The following is a 17,589-nucleotide window of genomic DNA, read 5'->3' on the forward strand; positions in this document are numbered from 1 at the left end:
TAAAATTATTTTGGATAGATGATAGGATATTGGATGGTATGGCTACCGACCACGATTGTATCTTCCTGATGCTCAAAGCGTTCGTCGCGGTCGTACTGCGATGCCAACTGCAGGAAGAGGACGAGCCGTTCCTCCTCCGTGGTCTCAGTCTGGAACGGATAGTTCCACACGAACGTGAAGAGGTCAACGCTCTGTGCCAGAAAGCTGTTGATGAGCTCCTGATGGTTGAAAATGTGGCGTTCATCGGTTGCGGTATGCAGATAGTTGTCGTCAATCCTGCCCGCGAGCCGCGAGTGGATAATCGTTTTCTTCGACAACCGGCGGCGTACGTGCTGCAGGATGTCGATAGCGCTGTCCTCATTGCGCAGGAAGTCGAGCGAGACGAACGTGCGGTAGCGGTTCTGCGGCTCCATCCACACATCGTTGACATTTCCCAACCTCTTCAGGATATCCGTACTGTCGGTAAGCATCTGCTGGTCGCGCATGTATTTCAACTGACGAATTTTGCGGACGATACGACTCTGGTAGTCAATGCGGTTCAGGTAGTCGATAATCTGTCCGCCGATGGCTATTAAGCCGTGTGTGGTCTCGCGCAGCCCCATCCGCACCTCGTTGACGGTCATCATCAGGTCAACGTCCATTGCCGTCTTGAAGAATATCGTCTGCTGGTCGATAATCTTGTCGGTCTCACGGATGAGGTCCACTATGTGCTTGCGTTTCTCATCGAAGTCATTGAGCCGCAGCTTCTTAACCTTGAAGTCGGGTTCCTGCTTATAGGTGGTGTCGATATTGCGCTTGAGGTCGATGACATTCTTGCGGGTTACCAGATCGATATTGCGGAAGGTGTGCCTTATCTCGCGCATGAATTGTGCCTTGCGCTTGTCGGAGTCGGTGGCGAGCCACGAGTCGATGTTCAGCCTCAGCGTCTTGACATACTGCTCCACCGATGCTACGTTGATATCCTCGTTGATGTCGAGGACGTTCTCGAAGAATTTCTGATAAGCATCGTCGAGCTCTAACGAGTCGGCATTCTGGACGATAACCCCATGACGGATAAGGAATTGCAAAGTCGACTCATTGCCGTCGAGAGTCTCCACGGCATCGTCATAGCGAATGGCAACTGTTTTCCGCTTGCTGAACATGTCGGCAAGCAGAGTCTGGCCACGACCGAGCCAGCGTATCAACTCCCTGAGGTCTCTGAATGTTTCCATTTATTCTTGCTGTTACTTCATTAGCAGATTGTTTCGTAAGACGTGCATCCACTTTGGACGGTTAAGGTCGGTTGGCCGTTAAATGCCTAAAGCTCAGCGATATCCTCCACCGACATTCCCGTCACCTTAGCAATCGTTTCCAAAGACATGCCTAAGTCTTTCATCGCCTTGGCATTCTTTCGTCTTTCACTGATAGCACCTTGTTCGATACCCTTATTAAGTCCTTTCAACTCCGCTGTATCGACCACATTCTTCAAGTCGCTACGAACCATCGTGTCGATATCAATACCGTATGGGCCTTCCTTTGTCATGTCGTTGCAAATTTAGGATTTTCAGTTGCAAATATAAGGATTGTTTTTTATATGTGCAAATTATTCATACGGATAGTTTTCGATTCGCCTTAGAGAAACTTTTTGAGACAATATTAAACCGACTGGACATCCGCCAACAAGTTGTCCGTCCCGTCAAAGTCCAAGTACTGCATACCTCCATAACGACGGAGCCACAACTGTGCGTCCTTAACCAGCGCGTCAGCTTCCTCATCAGTAGATGCCACACCAAACTTCTTTACTTCACGGAACTTGCCGCGGCTCTTGTCCACTACAATCACACTAATGGTGCCTGACCTATTCTTCTTTTTGCGTATAAACATGACGCAAAGGTAATCAAAATCGAGTTTGCGTCACCCTAAATTCAAGGGTAATTTTATAACCACTTCATTATCAAGTAGTTAAAAATGTAAATATTTTTTGCGCTAAAGTCAGGAAGCCCTCCCCTACACTGGCACGACTTCGCCACCTTTTTCTTGGGACAAATACACAAGCCCGGCCCGACTTCGCCACTTTTTTCTTGAGACAAAATATCACCATTGATAATCAGGCGATTGCAAGGATATTTGGGTGATATAGGGTGACGCATTGACGAAGTCAGAAAAAGGACAGACATATATCGTTCCAACCTGAAAATGCCCGCCGGCAGCTGTATGACAGCGCCGGCGGGCATTAATGTTAATCAGGTGTTACCCAGACAGAACCTGTATGGTTTCAGCCTGACACGACAGTTCTGTCTGGGATTATAGTACAATTCAAAAGTCTCATCAATCATCCCACAGCTTATTTGAGGAACCACCGACACGAGTGAAACCATTCCGGCTATCGTCTTCCTCATCGTCAGAGTCCCAGTAATTCTTTTTGGCTGCAGGCTCAAATCCATGTCCCTCCCAGCTTTCTGTCAACAAGCACGGGAACTCAAACGAAATTATTTTCTCCGTTTGGGGCTTCACATATTGTTTCTTCTTCATGACTATTTTATCAAGATTTTCTTTCCGCCACGAATATACACACCACGTCTTGGATTGACTACACGCTGTCCCTGAAGGTTATAGACTCTGTTGTCGGAGCTGCCACATGCGTCAGGGGCTGTTGCAATGCCTGTCGACTGCGACAGTGCTCCACCATCGTCGCCCCATATAAGGTCGACAGGAGCTGTTGCCACAACATCAGAGTTAGCGTCTGTGCTAGGCGCTACGTTTTTCTTGGCACCAAACGTCTGGTCGTCATCACCAGGATCATCGCTGGCACTCCCCTTGCGCGGAATGCTGACAAACGCCTTGCGCACCTCATAATTGCTTGTGGGATACCGATACGACGAAGGATAGAATCCCACACCGTAAAGATTCTCATCGATAACATTCCCATTTTCCGTTACCCTGTGATGCCAGTAGCCCTTGCTGAACTGATAATTCAAGTACTTGCTGTCAGGGCGTTTCACATCCGGGTACTGCTTCCACGCATTTTCCGAGGAGCTTCCGGCTTCCTCGTCAGCCGCAATCCACGGCATCAGGAAGTTGGTGCCTGCCTGGTGCCATACATAATCCTGGTCGACCTTGGCTGGCTCAAAATAGACATAGATGCGTCCCGGCTTACCCAGCACCTCGCCACCGAGATTGACCTTCGGCATCGCTGTAGTGTCTATACAGAGCATCAGTCCCGTATTTGCCGGCAGCGTATCACCGGCGAGTTTCGTAAAATACAAAGCCTTGATAGGCTGCGTGGGGTCGTCGTTGCCACGGACATAACCGCTGGCATAATAAGCGGTAACTCCTGACGGCCGTATCCTGGGCAATCCGTCGGAATAGGTCATCCAGTAGCCAGCAGGCACAGTGCCTCCGCTACCATCGCCTCCATTGTCGAGAGTTCTGAAATTGAACAGCTCCTCCTGAGTATAGCTCATGACATTGAATCCGAGCATGAACTTTGCAGAAGGCGCAGAATCCTTTGCAGCGTCATCGGTGTTCAGCGGTACAATGGTCTTCAGTTCTTCAGCACTCTTGTTATCCTTAGCCTTGAAGGTTATCGGCGTATTGCCATGTCCGAGGCTGTAGACGATGCGGTAAGCGCCGGTCTCAGGATACAACGATGGGTACTCCGTTTCCGATGAGCTCGTGCTTTTTGTCTCGTTTCCCTCAAGGGTGAAAGCCGGCACTACAAATTTCGACGGCTCACCGTCGACATTATTGCTGATGGAGATGTCAGAGCCTTTGTATCCTGCACGTCCCACATGCGGCAGGTCGATATAGAAGTAAGGGTCTTTTGTCTGACCGGAGGCAGCATCGTTGTCCTGGGTCTTCAGTCCTGTAAAGCTGACGGTCTCGTTGCGCGAAGAGAGATTGTTGGGCACATACTGGTAGCTGGTACCACCATTCTCATAGGTCAGCGACGGCTGCGAGACGGTCATGTAGTAGACGCTGTCTTCGCCATTGAAAATCTGGTAGAACTTCACCTTGTAGTAGCCGCTGGGCCATGTCCACACAAGATCCTTGTACGTCCCCGTTGTGGTTTCTCCATCTTTAGGGATACCGTCTTTATCGTACCATAATCCGCGATACATAAACCAGTTGTCTTCCACCTGATTTGCATTCGTGGTCGGCACATATTGTGCCGCACGTACCTTGTACTTATAGGCAGTAGGCACGGCAATGAAATAGCGTTTGAAAGCCGGAGCCGTTTCGTTTTTAGCCTCGTCAGGAACAAACGACGTAACGAAATCAGGCCGTTCGCCGAAGCGCAGCGACTTGCCGTTGATCATCTGCCCCGTCCACGTGAACACCTCTGCCTTGGCACCGTTGACGGACAGCTCATTACTCTCGTTGGGCTCGTAGGACAGGCGTATGGGGTCGGAATCGTTGGTACCCTCCCAGAAGCCGCTCTTCCAGTTCTGGTTAGGATTCTCTTCATAATAATTCCCATCCTTATCCATATAGTACCCCCATGTACTGTTGTCGTAGATGGCATCGCCTACCATCTCTATATCATGTCCTATGGACAGACGCCCCTCATCATCCTGACTGATACTGTAGAACTCGTCCTCGCCTGCTGACAGCTCAACTGTCTCAAGCTGTTGGGTGTAGCCTTGCGGATGGTTGTAGGACAGCCGGAACTTGACATGGTCGAAATGAAGGTTCGGCAATCCTATGGTGTACCGGCAGACATACCTGTTATGGTTGATAGCCATAGCATCATTATGACTTTCAGCCTCAGGGTCATAGTACCCCGCCATTATATTGTTTACATCGTCGGTACCGAGCATAACGATGAGCTGATCGTCTTTGATTACATTACCTGTATCTATCCACCATCCGTAGTCAACGGTATATGTCTTATAGTTATAGACATTCAACACCGGCGAGTACCAGTGTTTCTGCTGTTCCTCCGTGCTGCTATAATATTTCTGCAACCGATCTCCGCCGCTTTTCACAAGTGGGAATTTTGTTCCTGCCTCATCGCTCCACGCATAGATGCTCAGACTGTCGGGTTCCACGCCTTCTGGAAGGTTGAAATAGAGCTGATTGTTATATAATGTTCCATTAGAGTTGCCTGTATATAAGAAATATGAATATGGTGAAGATGTATAAACCCAATCTTTATCGCTTGTCGATGTTATGGGACGATAGCGCACCCTGAGATAGAGCGTCATGGAATAAGGTTTGTAATAGTATTCAACACCACTGAAATCGCTGGTTGAGACATCAACAGTAGCGTTAGCATCATTCATAGTCTGCCAGTTCAATGTCTTGTCTACAAAGTAGGTACCATCGTCATGGTAACTGAGATAATTGCTATTTTTGAAATCCTTGTTGTTGGAAATCTGATACTGAACCGTGTACTTGTCGGATGCCCTATTGGTAATCTTCACCTGTATGTCCTGGTTGGCTTGTCCCGAGACAGGCGACACAGCGTAGGCAGCACCTTCCACATCATTCTTGTTGTAGAGGACTGCTATTCCCGATGGGTCCAGCTCACCGCTAATCTTGTCGCGGGTAACTGTAAATTTATTGCCCGACACCTGGTCTGTATATTCTCCTTTAGCCAGATTGTGGTTGACGTTGTCCACATTGTGCGAGCCCGGATGCCCATAAGGATCGCGGATAACCAGTACCGCACCATGCTGACGGCAGAGAGAAGCCACGTCGATACGCGTTCCGTCAGGATTGTAAGCCGCATCCTTGTATTCTTTCTCGCCCGTAAGAAGGTTATGGTACTTGTTCACTGCCGCAATGGCAGCACCCTTGAAGCGTATCGGCTCGTTGGCGACATCTGGCACTGATACATGCTTCACGTCGCGGTACTGAATGGCGCCGTCGCCCTGCTTGTCATCAGTGATGACAAACCACTGGTCGGACACTATAGTGCCTATCGTTGCCGTCTGACCAATCTTGTTAGGGCTGTCATCAAACGATGTAGTGCCCTTGCTGTAGGCAGAGATAATGATATTGTCGTTATACAACACTCGCTCCCATATATTTTTCGGCACGCGGGCATAGTGCCACTTGGCGCCGCTGGCATCCGTCACCGTCTTGTCCGCCTTATAGCCCGGCCAGTTCTCATTGTCGAAGGCACCTGCTCCGTCCTTTGTGGCATAGACATAGAAATCGCGTTCAGAGCTACCGATGTCGTCACGGATATAAACGGTAAGAGAGTCAGCTGTCGTTGCATCGCTCGAGGAGGCATCCGGCAGATTGCTCATCGCCACGACCCTTGCTGCAGCGTCATAGGTGGCACCCACCTCATAGTCGTATTCCCCGGTGCTGAAGTCTCCCACTGTGAACTTTATCTTCTTAGGAGCATTGATACCCTCTTGCTTGCTGCTCCACAGAAAGACGTTATGGCCGTTGTGCTTGCCCACGAGGTTGATGACATCCCCAGAGGTCTTGGTTCCATCGAGCACGACGCCGACCTTCTTCGGGTCTCCGGCAGCCCAGTTGTTGCCATCCTCGAAATAAGCGTATGGCGAGGATGTGAGGTCGGCAAGGTCCTCGCCGAGTTTGAAGCTGCCGCTCTGGCTGTAAGGACGTGCGAAGTAGACGGTTGTTGCGGCATTGTGCGCAGCCATGTCAGCATACGCGCGGTCGACGACAGCACCCGCTATCTGGTCTGTAGGCCGGTTCTCATGATAAGCATTGGCCTTCGACATAGGCTCAAACATCACCTCGGGATTGTTCATGAACGTATTCTCGTCCTCGGCAATGTACACCATATCTGTAGGCTCGGCAGCATAGACACCGGTAATCTCAGAGCTCTGGAATCCCATTTCATATTTGAAGTTCGCCTGCCGGTCCGTCCAATAGCCGTCGGCATAGCTCACGCCGTCCTGCATGACCGCCGACTTGGCATACCACGCGTCGACCACTCGCATGTACTTGGTGTACTCTCGCATCGGCCGGTTCCAATAGCCATCGTCCTTGATGCCATTGGCAAAGTAAGAAGGGTCGTGGTCGATGGTGAATCCCGTGTTGGAGTTGTTGCGCATCAGTTCGCCCTTGCAGTTTGGGTCGAGGTTCAGGTTGGCATAGGAGAACATCGGGATATCCCGCTTCGTAGTCCCGTCGTCCAAATAATTCATCGCCTTCGTAACCTCAGGCCAGAAGTTGGAGCCCTCCAGATGACTGTCGGAAACATAAAAATAACCGTTAGCGTACATCGTCACATAGTTGGAGTTAGGCAGCATCGTATATCCGCTGTTCTGCTCGCTTTTAGCGTCCTGGATACTGAAATATCCCTGTCCATAGAGCAGGGGAATATATTTGGCATGGTACCAGCAGATGCCGTCAGCACCGGCGGCATAGAGATCCTTGACGAAGGCTACGGCTTTCGCAATATTTTTAGTGCCTTTGGTGTCGGATGCTCCATTCACATAGACGATATCCTCCACAGCCTCGTTGATGGCGTGTGCGGTAATGCTCTTTCTGGTAGGGTCCTTGAAATTGAATGTGTAGTTTTTGTCGTATGATGTCACCGACACAGCGGCTTTGGCGGCACTGCCCTTGAAGAGCTGGTTAGCCTCAACGCCGACGACGACCGCAAGTCCCTGCTGATGTGCCTCGCTGACCAGTGCGTCGAAATCTGCCCTAGTGCCGAGCGGTGTATTCTTCGAGTCATCCGAATTGTTGATCATCCTCAGAGCCAAAGGAGCATAGATACGATACCAGTCGGAGATGGGCGTTGCAAGCTGGTCGGAGAAGTGGAACTTTCCGTCAAAGTCCTCTGATGCTGGCAACGGCTGAACCGTCGTTACCTGCACGGCAGAGAAATTGGCAGCCTTTATCTCACTGAGCTTAGCCTTGATCGTATTGTAACGCCACCCGAAGCAGTTGAGTATTCTTCCACCATCACTGCCCTTCACCGACAGGTGTGTCCCATCAGCACTGGCAGGTGCAGCAGCCAGCAGGGTAAAAGCGGCAATAACAGTAATTATAATGTTTTTATGCATGGTTAGTTATCTTATTTATTTTAAAATGAACTTATGGCCATTCTGAATGACAACGCCTCTGTAGTCCTTGTTGACTCTCTGTCCGGCAAGGTTGAACATTGGCGCGTCCTCAACGGGAGCCGGACCAGCGGTTATCCCGTTGATGTCGGTTGCCACTGACGTTCCGTCGCCGTAGACGTAGACATCGGCTGTGGAGCTGTCATCATCGAGAGTAACGACAAAGTGCTTGGCACCAGTGGTCTGGGCATTGTCTGTATCAGACACTTTTCCGCCCTCGAAGCGGTAGCCTGCTTTCTTCACCTTTTCCGTAGGCAGGGTGAAGTAGCAGACGGAAGCCGGTACGAATGCCTTGCCCTTCTTCATCTGTATGAACGACTGCGTGCTCTCGGCATAGCCGAAATAAGTAGTCTTCCCGTCTCCGGTGGAATCGGTCTTCACCACATCGGGTACGAGATTACCCTGCAATGTCCAGTCGCCGACGGTCTTCTGCAAGGCGTCGAGGGTCTTCTCCGGACTTGGCCACTGCCATTCCTTGCGGGATATAATCTTACTGTTGAAGATGCGTCCCGAAGTACTGCTATTATTTATAAATATGTAGGGGTGGAAAGCCTCGACGTTTCGTACCCTATGGAAAGACAGCAGTCCGTCGGTCGCCGTACTGTTCTTGTCGACGACAGCATCGGCAGAAGCGAGGTCGTAGACCCTGAGCTTCATGGCAGAGAGCTCAGCAGAAGTAAGGTCGAACGGCAGGCAGAGCGTAGAGATCACGCCCTCACGGACATAGCGTGTATAGAGACGGTTGAGGAACTGCATCTCCTTGTCCTCCTGTCCACTGCCTTCGGCAAGCTTATGCTTGCTGCCGGTATTGTCGCCATTGGTCTTGTCGGTTACGGAAAGCTTGTATACGCCCCCTTCCTTGTAATCGAGCTGGTCGCTCTGTGGCTGGTCGGCAGCGGCGAAGATGACCATTGTCGGCAGTCCGTTGACAGGTGTGTAGCCGGCAGGCAGATTGTCAGGGTCGTAAGTCCACGCCCAGACATCCTTTCCATTGAGTTTGGTCTTCGTCATGGCCGGTTTATTGTTCCATTCGCCGCCGGTGAAATTGCCGGAGTTGTTCCATGCCCACAGATGCGGCTCGTTCCATCCCACGGAGTTGTGGAAGTAGATGGTGAACTTGATATTCTCTTTGTAGTCGCTGTATGGCTTGGAGTTGACTTCATCGAGTTCGTATTTGCCCGGTTCTGTCTTTGCCGTGAGCACGTAGACCTGATTGTCCACAAAGTCCAGGTCAGTGCTCAGGGTGGAGGGAGTGCCTCCGGTGCCGTTGTTGAATATAAGCTTTGTCGGCAATGTGAAGGCAGGGTCGTCAGTAGTGTACGTCCACTTATAGAGCGGTATGCCGTCGTGGTTCTTGTCAACGGTTGTAATCTCAGTACCCGGCCAATCTCCTGCCAGTTTTGGATTATCCGTATAGATGTTTACCTTACTCCAGTTCTGCTTGTTGCGGAAATAGACCGTATAGGTCTTTTCCGCCGAGGTCTCCTTATATTCCGACAGCGGCACGAAGGTAGCCTTGTCGGTGTAGACATACTCGTCGTGGAAATCCGCACCGTCAATGGTCGTACCCTTGCCCTGCTTGTCCTCAATCTTAATATTCGATGGAGCACTGGTCATGGTCGACGGGAAGGAATAGCCGTAAAGCTCATAGCCCTTGATGGTCATCTTCGTCATTGACGGACGGTTGTCGTAGCCAACATCTGTCGTGGAAGAACCCTTCAGGTCTGAAGCGGCATTCGTATTGTTACCGCACCACCAGATGCCTGGGTCTGTCATTCCATTGTTCTTGAAGTATATGCTGTAAGGCTTGTTGTACTTTACGGCCTCATCCTTCTGCTTATAAACCATATTGCCGTCGCCATTGACATAACCATCTGTGGTCGTAAGCTCATAGATATATCCATCTGTCGGACTGGCGATATTCTCACTCTGAAAGCCGTGCTTCTTGTCGTCGCCATAGCCCGTACCGCCGGAGTTGAAGATAATCTTGTCGGGCAGCAGTCCATTGACATCCTCCGTGAATGTGCAGGAATAGATATTATATTCGCCCTGCTTCTCGGGGCGAAGATACATGACAGCACCCGGCCATGCGCCTCCGAAGTTAGGCCACGAGACCTTTGTCTTATTATTGTCGTCGTCAATGTATTCATGGTTGTACCATGCATAGGCGTGCACATTATCTATATTGACGCTGTTGAGGAAGTACACCGTCAATGTCCTCTTCGTCTCTGCCCCTTCAGCTCGCCGCATGACGGTCCTTGCCTTTGCCGTGGCAGCAAACGCCTTTGCCGGTACGGAGTTGTCGGCTGCCCGTCCCCATTTATCTGCAGAGGTGGTGCGCTCCAGGTCATACTGCCCGGACGCATCCTTGCTCGTAACCGACAGCTCGTAGACGCTGTTGTCCTCAAAGGGGATGCTAACGCTCTGTGGTGCCGGCGATCCACTGCTGAACATGACGGATGTGGGCTTGGACGTCTCATCGCCGGTGTAGTTCCACACATAGTATGGTTTATTGCCCATAACGACAGTGGTCAGAGCCTGGCTGTTGTCTGCGCCTCCGGATGTGAAATATGTCTTTGCGCCATTGGTACCCTCATTCCACACTGTGATTTTCGGATTGTACCATCCAATGGTGTTTTCGAAATATACGGAATGTGTACCGATATCATATCCCGCATAGACAGAGTCGTTCTTCACATTGCCCGTAACCTCCTCGGTGATGTTCGCATACGTTGCAATCTTTCCGTTGCTGACGCTCTCATCGCCCGGGGTGAAGGTCAGGTAGACGTCATTGTCAGTAAGTCCTGTAATATCATTAGTCTGGTTGATGCCCTGGCCCTGTGCGTTCAGGTCGCCGGTGGAGAGCACGATGTTCAGATAGTCGGTAGAATAAACCTCAATGATATGATACTGCCGCGACTTGCCGTCCTGGCCCGTTATTGTCTGGGTCGTTACATGGTTCTCGTCGGAGTTCTGCATCATGTTCACACCGGGGAAGGAACCAGTGAGCTGCGTCCAGCCGTTGCCCTGACAGATGTAGGCATACAGCTTCGGACTGGTAGTATAGATGCACACTCGCCTTCCGTTGAGCTGAATGGTCGATGTAGTGCTGTTGGCGACATTGTCAGCTTCGGTAACCGTCTCGTCCTGGCTATTGTCGGTCCAGCGTGCAGGAGCCTCTGTGCCATTCACATATTTATTATATGTGTCGGCAGCATCGGCACTGATATAGAAATTGAAGTTTTCACCTTCGGCAACCTTCTTCCATTTTGTCTCATCGGAAAGAGTTTCGTTGAGAGCCTTGTCGTCGATTTGTCCGAAGGTCATAAAGACCTTTGAGCTGCCATTTCCCGACACCTCCGCGAAATAGCCGTCGCCGTCATCCGGGTCATAGCCATTCTGTGTTATCCGGCTCATATTATCAATTCCAACCGCCTTGCGCGCCATAATGAGTTTTTCCAGTACCGGGCGCATGGCAGGGTCCAGCCAGTGCTTGAAGTATATGCACGGGGTACCGGGCATGCCAAGGATATATGCGTTGGCAGCCAGGATATTCGAGGTTACCATATTGTCGGCATTTTTCATCGACAGGTCATAACGCGGATAATAAGTATCATGGTTGTCGACAAAGGTTACGGCATATCGTGAGAGCGCGCGGTCGGAGATAAGCGGGGTGTTGGTTCTCTTACCGGAGGCGTCGAGCGTGAAGGCTCCCGTCCGCTGGCTGAAGTCGCTGTTCTTGAAGCCTTGTGTCATCACAGAGAAATGCATTGGGAAGTCGAAGGCGGCATTGTATCGGGTGATTTTCTGCTTCCCGTCCACCGTCGTGGTGTCGGTCCAGTGGTTGAGCCACCATTTCACTTCATTGAAATTGCCGTCGAAGACCTCACCGACCGAGAAGCGCGGCTTTGCCGACTTGTTGTAGTCTACAAGGTGTGTTGGAAGGAATCCCCTTGCCATATCATAACGGAAGCCGGAATAGCCCAGTCCGTCCGTGCCATCAAGGAGGAAGTTCTCATAGGCCTTTATAGTTTTCTGAACGTTGGAGCTGCGATGGTCCAGGTCGCGTGCACCATCAAACGACTCACAGGTTTGCCGGTCTACTGACGAACATGTCTCCTCGCCGTATGCCGAAAGCGACAGCTTGGTATCAGTCAATGAGTTCAGATAGTCGAGATAAGCCCTGGTAGCTCCACCATCATCGTCATTGAGCACGTCGGATGATGTAAAGTGGTAGTCTTTTCCCTTGTAAGTCTCGGTCGGGAACGAGAGCAAATCGGTCTGATTGATGGATGAACGGTGGTTGATGACCACATCCTCTATTATTCCGGTACCCTTAGCCTTGTAGGCGGCAATCATCGCCTTCAGTTTGTCCTAGGAGCCGAAGCAGGAGTTGTGGTCGAAGTAATAGTAAGGCATATAGCCCATGGTACGGCTGCCCTGGTACGGCATGCCGCCACTCTGCGGAACCCAAATCAGGTCGAAGTACTTGGAATACTGTGCTACGGTATCCGCACTGCCAAGCTTCTCCCATGAGGACTCATCGAAGGAGCCCCAATAGAAGCCTTGCAGCATGACACCACCGTAGTGGGCAGGCCATCCGACATTGCTGACAGCTTCAGCTGTCTTTTCATCTGCATTAGTCTGGTCAGCCGGTTCCACCTGCACTGACGCGACATCATTAATCTCTGCCATTGCCATTTGCACGACACTCAGCAGCAAGAATAAGATGACGATACGTGGTCGTAAACGTTTGTATATCATATGCAAGATACTAATATATTATTTTTAAAGAGTATGTCAGCTAAAATACTATTATGTTTATAGGCTTCAGGTAGCAAGCACATATCGATAGGCTGTTTATGTGCACAAAGGTAAACAATATTATTAACCCAACTTTGACATCGTATTTTGCTTAGTTGTTCTGTATCAGCAATTTAGTGTTTTTAAAAAGTCCTACTGTGTTCTACAGATTTTTATTTTTTTAAATGGCACTTTACTGATTTTCAACAACTCGTAGATTTCAGCTGCACTATCTGTAGGCACACTGCACAGTCTGGTCTCGACAGCCTCTCCAAGCGCATTTACTGCTGTGGTAGTAACTGCTTTTTGAGTCTTCATGATCCGCATGATCTCCGACCAGTACGGTGTCGAACGCTCCCGCCCATGCTCATCCTTGCCTTGCTTTCGCCGGGCAACCTTCATCTGATGGCGCACGGTGTTTACTATCCAGTAAGCCAGCAGCCCTAAGAAAAGGTGTGCGTCTGCCCTATTGTCAGTCTGGTGGTATATGGGCCTGAGGCTGAGGTCGGTTTTGAGCTGCCGGTTGGAGCATTCTATTTCACGTATAAGATTATAGTAGTTCCAGGTCGTTTCCTCATCTAATTTCTTCACATTGGTTCTGAGGAAGTATGTTCCGTATTCCACCTTGTCCGGGATGTTGACCTCCCATGTCATAGAAGCGACTTTGTCGTGTCCGTCATCCTCAACTTTTATATTGTAATATCGGCTTATAGAGGGATATTTTCCTTGCAGGGCACCGATCCTGTTTTGTACCTTGCCGTAGTTTTTTATCCCGTGTTTTGATTGGGTACTCTTTCTGATTTTTTTCAACCCTTCCTCAAAACGCTCACGGAATTTGCGGTTCATGGATTCTTCCTTCAACGCTTTTGCAGGAGAGTCTATTTTGAGGTAACAGTCGTCATTCTTGGCCGTTGTTACGCGTTGAAGCGTTATCTCGCGCTTCAAGCAATCGCAAACTGTGACTTTGGGAGCATTCTCGGGGGTGGTGTATTCGGTAAGAGCTTTGCGGGATACACAAAGATAGTTGTATCCTTTGTCCCTTATAGTCTTGAGGTTATCTTCAGTTGAGATACCTGCGTCAATGACTACAAGCACTCCCTCGTTATCGGGACATTTGGCCGGATTCTCAGCAATAAGCTCGTCCACCATGTTGGGAAGTGACTTTGGATCGGCGGTATTGCCTTCCAGTACCGCACTGTAACGTATGAAGCCGTCAGTATTGATGCATAGCGCGAGGACAAGCAGCTTGCAGTCGCTGCGTTTCTCCTTTGAACGGCCAAAGGCAGCCTTCTTGCTGCCGGTCTTGCGTCCCTCAAAATAAAAGTTGGTGAGATCGAAGAGCATAATGCGGTTGGTCGGTTTGAAGAGGTCATCGGTCTTGTGGCAAAGATACTTCTCAAGCTTATCCTTTATGGAATAAAGGTCATCGGCAACTCGATATATCCTCCTTGGAGTTATTTTGGCCATAGGAAGGTCAAGGAGTTCGCACACTGCAGAGTTCTCTTTTATAATGGATATTGACTTTAATTCGGACGGAGTATAGGCCGCCCTCGTAATAAGATGGGCCAAAGTGACCTTCACCTTGTCCTCAGACCATCCCAAAGAACGGAGAAATGTATCCAGACCAAGTTTACGAATCGTTTGCAGGCATAGCCATTCGCAGCCGACTTCCCTTGCGTCTGTATGCCTCATAGTGTCAACATCTATCCGTTTCCTGGCCTTGGACTTGCTTCTCTCGTAGGCGTTGCCCACAATATCAAGTTTTTCCTCCTCGACAAGTCTGGCCCAGTACGCATGCACTCTGTCACGAACCACTTCCGAGTAACCTTGCAGTTTCTCATCCCAAAGTTGGACATCCTTCTGGTAATTGTACAGATACGTCAGTCCACGCGCAACATCTCTTATCTGCTCTGGGGATAGGTCATGTATAAACCCGACATTGAGCAATATCAAAGTACATACCCTACCGCTGGCATCGCGATAGGACTCCTTCAGACGGTAATACTTCTCGTCTTTACACGTCTGTGGGTTGTAACGTATTTGGGACGTAAAATTCATGCCGCAAAGATAAGCAATCCCTACGACATTGCTGTGTTCTACATTGCGATTTTGAGCAGTTTGACCACGCAAACCCCTATAAACACTGGAAAAAATTCTGAAAAAAAACATTAGAGCGTCAAACTTGGGTTAAAACTGCAAACAAATTATTTATTATTTTTACAGAAAGATCGTGCAAACGTTTGACTTGCGTTTCCGGCATTGGACCCCCAGTTTATATATATACCTTCTGACTTCGTTATCTTTTTGTTAATATCAATTACCATGCCTGAATATCACTGTAACTATTCGTCGAAATCATTTTGGCCTGTATTATGCTGTGGGGACTAAAATATGTTCTTGTGCGACAAAGCTATGTTATTGTGGGCTCGAAGCTATGTTATTGCGGGCTCGAAGCTATATTATTGTGGGCTCGAAGCTATATTATTGTGGGCTCGAAGCTATGTTTCCAATGTTGTAATGCTATAGAAAAAGATCGTTTGCTACGTAGCGAATGATATTTTTCTACGTAGCGAAAGATCATTTGCCACGCAGCAAAATCAACATTTTCAAATTGCAGGAGATACGAATTGCAATGACCCGACTTCGTCACTTTTTGTTGAGACAAAATAGCACCATTGATAATCAAGCACTTGCAAGGATATTTAGGTTATATAGGGTGACGTATACCCACTGCCACTCGGGGGAATCATGCGACTCGTTTGTTTAGCGTACATATCCATACATTGATCGCATTTACCCACTGCAGCTCGGGGAAATCATGCGACTCGTTTGTTTAACGTACATATCCATGCATCGATTGTACATTTACCCAGTGTAGGGGTGGGGTTTATCCCCACCATCTCTGCTGCGGGGCATTTGTTTTGTATCTTGTCCGCTGTTGGTAGGACGGGGTTTATCCCCACCATAGCTGCTGCGGGGTAGCGGAGAGGAACAGCGATAACAAGTTGTTAAAATAATTCATATTATTCCGTCTATTGCACCACCTCTGTACAACATTGATTTTCAATGGGTTACTAATACATGCCATTTCGCGTTCTAAAACGGTCCGTTTTAGGACGCAAAACGGTCTGTTTCGCACGCTGAAACGGACCGTTTGGGAAGGCGAAATGGTATGTATTAGAATGGTGTAAAGATTTTTTAAAAGAAGAATTGAGGAAATGATGAACGTAGAGGAACTTCGGAAAGACACGAAAAAGGCGACTCCCTTATTCAAGAAGTCGCCCCGCCGGAGAATACCGGCATATAGGAGATTATGTTGTAAAACAAAAAAGGGACTGCTCCCTATGAAGAGAACAGTCCCTGTAATACCACTGAGCAGCAACGCCGGGGTTATGCGACCTCAATGCGTTTTGTCTCCTTCTCAGCCTTCTGAGTGCGAGGAAGGGTGATATGAAGCACACCGTTATTAACCTTTGCCTCAATCTTGTCCTTCTCGACATCATCAGGCAGCGTCAGAGCCTGCTCGTAATTGCTGTATGAGAACTCACGGCGCAGATAATGCTCCTTCTTGTTCTCATCTTTCTTTTCGTCCTTGTGCTCCATCTTGATGGTCAGGTTGCCATCCTTGTCGACGTTCACCTTGAAGTCATCCTTCGTGGTGCCTGGAGCAGCAAGCTCTACTTCGTATTCCTTGTCATTTTCCTTGACATTGATAGCAGGTGCTGTGACGTTCATGCGCGGCATCCAACTTGTGTTCAACATATCGTCGAAATCATTGTCAAGCCAATTGTTCATGTCTCTTAAAACTGGATACAACATAGTCAAAACCTCCTAATTATCAATTAATTCTTTATTTATCCTCGGTTCATCCATCGTCCTCAGGTTCCTTTCGTTGCCCTCGTCCGACGGCCGAACTTCACTAACCATCAATGCAATATCCGTGCCTATAAACAATTGGTGACAAATCATGCCATCATTGTCAGCAATGCTTAAAATATTTACACTTTGCTGACAACAGTGGCACATATTTAAACTTGTAATCCTCTACGCAACACACTATGTCTAGAGTCGGAATGATACAGGCATGTTGTATTTCACACGTACGGCCTGACCTTTCTGCTTACCGGGAATCCACTTAGGCATGCTTCTTACCACACGCAGTGCCTCACGGTCAAGTGATGGGTCAACGGAACGGACAACCTGCACATCTGTGATGCTACCGTCACGCTCTACGACGAAGGATACGACCACATGACCCTCAATACCATTCTCCTGTGCTACAACAGGGTACTTGATGTTGTTGGCCAGATACTGCATCAGTGCCCACTGACCACCGGGGAATGAAGGCATCTGCTCAACATCTTCATAGATTGAATCGTTTAGCCCCTTTTCGGTTTTTTGGTCAATGTAACTTTCATTGTATCCCAGCAGCTTAAACGAAATATTAAAGCGACGGTCTTCATATAGACTGTTGGATTTATAATAGCTGTAATTTCTACGTGCCTCAAAAGCGGGTATATCCACTTGCTTGGTCATTGAAGGAGCTATGTCGATATCAGTCTTGTAGTAATCTTTATAGTCAAGCAGAGTACCACTCATGTCAAAATAACACAGACGGAATCTTACATTAAAGAAACCTCCATTTGAGACACTATACAATTTGGCCCTTGCTTTGCCGTTTCTGGCTTAGCAAGGGCTTTCTTTCGTAGAAAGCCCGTTTAAACTTCCCCTTGTTTTAGTCTCTGCATAA

The 17,589-nt window shown here is 48.9% G+C and carries 8 protein-coding genes and 2 pseudogenes; all 10 read right to left on the minus strand.

Annotated features, from left to right (window positions below; genetic code table 11):
- Positions 1–5: 5 nt before the first annotated feature.
- On the minus strand, positions 6–1,211 hold the full coding sequence (locus LDN30_RS15350; protein ID WP_223930161.1) for a hypothetical protein: 1,206 nt from the start codon (positions 1,209–1,211) through the stop codon (positions 6–8).
- An 86-nt stretch (positions 1,212–1,297) separates the two neighbouring features.
- Positions 1,298–1,522, minus strand: a complete 225-nt coding sequence (locus tag LDN30_RS15355) for a hypothetical protein (RefSeq protein ID WP_223927098.1) — start codon at positions 1,520–1,522, stop codon at positions 1,298–1,300.
- Between the two features lie 125 nt (positions 1,523–1,647).
- Positions 1,648–1,863 (minus strand): annotated as a pseudogene (locus LDN30_RS15360) (IS1634 family transposase); the annotation flags it as partial.
- A 444-nt stretch (positions 1,864–2,307) separates the two neighbouring features.
- Positions 2,308–2,511: a hypothetical protein gene (locus LDN30_RS15365; RefSeq protein ID WP_223930165.1), complete on the minus strand. Its 204-nt coding sequence runs from the start codon at positions 2,509–2,511 to the stop codon at positions 2,308–2,310.
- Between the two features lie 2 nt (positions 2,512–2,513).
- Positions 2,514–7,979 carry an alpha-amylase family protein gene (locus tag LDN30_RS15370; RefSeq protein WP_223930167.1) on the minus strand — a complete coding sequence of 1,822 codons (5,466 nt, stop codon included), beginning with the start codon at positions 7,977–7,979 and terminating at the stop codon, positions 2,514–2,516.
- 15 nt (positions 7,980–7,994) lie between these two features.
- On the minus strand, positions 7,995–12,395 hold the full coding sequence (locus tag LDN30_RS15375) for a starch-binding protein (protein ID WP_223930169.1): 4,401 nt from the start codon (positions 12,393–12,395) through the stop codon (positions 7,995–7,997).
- Between the two features lie 15 nt (positions 12,396–12,410).
- On the minus strand, positions 12,411–12,731 hold the full coding sequence (locus LDN30_RS15380) for an alpha-amylase family protein (protein WP_223930171.1): 321 nt from the start codon (positions 12,729–12,731) through the stop codon (positions 12,411–12,413).
- A gap of 261 nt (positions 12,732–12,992) precedes the next feature.
- Positions 12,993–14,897 carry an IS1634 family transposase gene (locus LDN30_RS15385; RefSeq protein ID WP_223930173.1) on the minus strand — a complete coding sequence of 635 codons (1,905 nt, stop codon included), beginning with the start codon at positions 14,895–14,897 and terminating at the stop codon, positions 12,993–12,995.
- A gap of 1,332 nt (positions 14,898–16,229) precedes the next feature.
- Positions 16,230–16,658: an Hsp20/alpha crystallin family protein gene (locus tag LDN30_RS15390; RefSeq protein WP_223930175.1), complete on the minus strand. Its 429-nt coding sequence runs from the start codon at positions 16,656–16,658 to the stop codon at positions 16,230–16,232.
- 243 nt (positions 16,659–16,901) lie between these two features.
- Positions 16,902–17,201 (minus strand): annotated as a pseudogene (locus tag LDN30_RS15395) (energy transducer TonB); the annotation flags it as partial.
- Positions 17,202–17,589 lie beyond the last annotated feature (388 nt).

It is taken from the genome of Prevotella lacticifex, assembly GCF_019973375.1.
Classification (GTDB): Bacteria; Bacteroidota; Bacteroidia; order Bacteroidales; family Bacteroidaceae; genus Prevotella; species Prevotella lacticifex.

Bases quoted from the DNA above. Each gene is read 5' to 3' on its own strand.
- LDN30_RS15350 (WP_223930161.1), bottom strand. From the start codon at position 1,211: ATGGAAACATTCAGAGACCTCAGGGAGTTGATACGCTGGCTCGGTCGT.
- LDN30_RS15355 (WP_223927098.1), bottom strand. From the start codon at position 1,522: ATGACAAAGGAAGGCCCATACGGTATTGATATCGACACGATGGTTCGT.
- LDN30_RS15365 (WP_223930165.1), bottom strand. From the start codon at position 2,511: ATGAAGAAGAAACAATATGTGAAGCCCCAAACGGAGAAAATAATTTCG.
- LDN30_RS15370 (WP_223930167.1), bottom strand. From the start codon at position 7,979: ATGCATAAAAACATTATAATTACTGTTATTGCCGCTTTTACCCTGCTG.
- LDN30_RS15375 (WP_223930169.1), bottom strand. From the start codon at position 12,395: ATGATTGCCGCCTACAAGGCTAAGGGTACCGGAATAATAGAGGATGTG.
- LDN30_RS15380 (WP_223930171.1), bottom strand. From the start codon at position 12,731: ATGGCAGAGATTAATGATGTCGCGTCAGTGCAGGTGGAACCGGCTGAC.
- LDN30_RS15385 (WP_223930173.1), bottom strand. From the start codon at position 14,897: ATGAATTTTACGTCCCAAATACGTTACAACCCACAGACGTGTAAAGAC.
- LDN30_RS15390 (WP_223930175.1), bottom strand. From the start codon at position 16,658: ATGTTGTATCCAGTTTTAAGAGACATGAACAATTGGCTTGACAATGAT.